General features: G+C 50.2%; 2 protein-coding genes. One reads left to right on the top strand and one right to left on the bottom strand.

Annotated features, from left to right (window positions below; genetic code table 11):
* Positions 1-277: 277 nt before the first annotated feature.
* The gene (locus QZL67_RS01335) at positions 278-655 is read right to left on the bottom strand and encodes a hypothetical protein (RefSeq protein WP_022288986.1); all 378 of its coding nucleotides are present in this window, start codon (positions 653-655) and stop codon (positions 278-280) included.
* A 732-nt stretch (positions 656-1,387) separates the two neighbouring features.
* Between QZL67_RS01335 and QZL67_RS11650 the strand changes: the two genes are divergently transcribed.
* Positions 1,388-2,005: a PilZ domain-containing protein gene (locus QZL67_RS11650; RefSeq protein ID WP_366914406.1), complete on the top strand. Its 618-nt coding sequence runs from the start codon at positions 1,388-1,390 to the stop codon at positions 2,003-2,005.
* The last annotated feature ends 579 nt before the right edge of the window (positions 2,006-2,584 follow it).

Here is a 2,584-nt window from a genome sequence, read left to right as displayed (position 1 = left end):
CAAGGCCGCCACTTGCGGAAAGAGTCCCCGGCTCCGCTCAATGAGCGGAGCCGGGGCTTTGACCAATACGCTGACCAATATGCGGATATCAGCGGGTGGACACAGCGGACAATGACCTCTTGCTTTTTCTGAAAAAGTGGAGCAAAAAGTACCGAAAAGCGCCCAATAGCAGGGCTTTGACGTCCAGACGGATCTTCACACGCAGGAGGTCACTGGTTCGAGTCCAGTAGTCTCCACCAAAAAGTTCCTGATTTCATTTGAAATCAGGTTCTTTTCTTTACCTTTCGCAACTTTTTCGCACCTTTGCAGTGTTCTGATTTTTCTCTGTTTTTTGTTGACCACAGAAATACCCCAAACAGGAAAACTCCCGCATCTGTGGGAGTTTTTTTTCGCTTTCATGGCCGGTTCCCTGCTTCCCGGAGCTGACTCCGCTCCGCCTGAACTCCGCTTTCATGGTTTCAATCAGTACCTTCAGCTTTTCCTCGCACTCTTCCAGGGCGCGGCCGTAGACATTTTGGGAACTCTGCTTTCCGATTCCTTGGTCGATTTTGACCCCCGCCTGCCGCTCCATGGCTTTCGTCACGTGGGGGTAGACGTTCAGGGTGGTGCTGGAGAACCGGTTCCCCACCATCGCCGAGAGGGTCTTCACGTCCATGCCGTACTCCAGCGCCGTGGTCACGAAGGTATGCCGCAGATGAATACCAGTGGTCCAGCCAGTCCCCGAAGGATTTGTCTGAAGCGATGGTTCTAGGCTATGCCGGAGAATGGCAGGCTCCCCGCAGGACTTTCAGCTTCTGCCGCTCCGATTTTGTGAGACGCTCCCGCAGTTGCTGACGGAGTTCCTCGACCTGTGCCCGGGCCTCTTCACACTCCGGCTTTTGGAAGAATCGCTGGTGCAGTGCCTACATATAGCCCTTCATGTGCCTCTCCTCCTATTGTGACTCGCTAAGAGCCGCGCTTCGCTCGCTTGCTCGCATATACGGAGCCTGCGGGCTCCAGTCAGCGACACACAATACCGGAACTTACAGAGAATAGCCAGGGCCTTTGACAACAGTTAAGAAAGAATTATCATTTGCGGTGGCTCGTTACGTCCTGATCGATCAAGTTTATACGCTGTGCAGAAAATCATGGGCAAGGAACCAACCGCGGACAAATCACGCTCTTCTCTCCATCCACGGAGAATTTCTGCAAATTTCCCCCAATATCCACCCTATCTTCCTTGTGCTGCTCCAACAGCGCATGCTATAATACATTCAGACATATAAGCGGACATTCAGCTTCGATAGGCCGTGCAATTCTGTGTCCCCTCCTCACCCCATGGTGTGGATTGTTATATAATAGGAGGATTCTACCCTTGATCAGCAATGACGCGATAATCAGCGAAATCATGGATAGCAGGTGTAATGTTCTTTCCGATAATAACCAATTTCTCTTTTTTGGGAAGATCGCATATTATGACAGCATTAACCAGAAAATACGTGTGGAGGACTACTACCAGCCCAATCTCCGTATGTGCTTTTATTCTGACACTCCCATTAAGCTCCACGCCACCAGAAAAGAAAACAACAAGGAGTTTCTCCTGATTGAGGGATCGATTTCGCTGTCCATGGATACATACCTGCAAATCACCCTTCTCCGTATTCTGAAAAAAGAGGAGTCCCGCTGCTATTTCCGGCAAAATGTAATGGAACCATCCCTGATCTCTTTTGTCAATCAGAAAGCAGTGGGAAACCCCTGCATGATCATCAACATCAGCGGTTCCGGGATCGCCATTCAGAGCAAGTCGATTTATGAGGTGGGCGATCAGTTGTGGTTTTATAATCAGAGATTTTGTAATCGCGGCGCTGTACATAATGTAAAATGTCAGGTAGTGCGTAAGCACACGCTGGAGAACCGCCAGTATTTTTACGGGTGCCAGTTTGTGGATATGAAGCCACGTGAGGAAGAAAACCTGTTCCGCGATATTTTTGCGCTCCAGGCGGCCAACCGGTGTGCCCATAAATAGGTCCTCCCCAGGCAGAACATCTGCTGAGTAACGATACCATAAAGCCCCACGTCTTTTCTCGCTGCACGCGAGATGGACATGGGGCTCTTTTCACTTCTCTTTTTGCAGAGTTTTACGACAACACCGCACAGAAAAAGCGCGGTCATAGCTGGCATAACTGCGGTAAAATATCATCATGAATAAGCAAATAAGTCGTCCGGTCTAAGCGATGAGCTGGGACGGCGGGGCCACGATGCAGTCCACCAGATCGGCCTCAATGCCCCAATATCAAAATTCATCTGAGCCATCTTCCAAGTGATGGGGTCAGAGTCCTGGCCAAAGGTGAAAATTTTGTTGATGTTGCCGTGCTCCACCGTGCGTTCTCCGGCACAAAGGAGATGTGCTCAGCAGTGTATTCGTCCTTGTTCTCTTCGGAGCCGTCACCTTCTTCTACCGGCTCCTAATGCTCCGCCTCAAAGCGGTCGGAGCTATATTTCATTTCAGGAAAACAAACCCTAAAACAACGGATTTATATTCAGACGCATCGATATTTCCCTGCAAAACGCAGCCGGCGGCAGCAGCCATGTCTTTCCCGCTTTG

The sequence above is a fragment of the Oscillibacter sp. CAG:155 genome (genome assembly GCA_000436875.1).
In the GTDB taxonomy this organism is placed as follows: Bacteria; Bacillota; Clostridia; order Oscillospirales; family Oscillospiraceae; genus Oscillibacter.
This window is presented reverse-complemented; position numbering and strand designations above follow the sequence as displayed.

Excerpts from the sequence above, each read along its gene's own strand:
- QZL67_RS01335 (WP_022288986.1), bottom strand. The coding sequence starts at position 655 with ATGGACGTGAAGACCCTCTCGGCGATGGTGGGGAACCGGTTCTCCAGC.
- QZL67_RS11650 (WP_366914406.1), top strand. The coding sequence starts at position 1,388 with ATGGATAGCAGGTGTAATGTTCTTTCCGATAATAACCAATTTCTCTTT.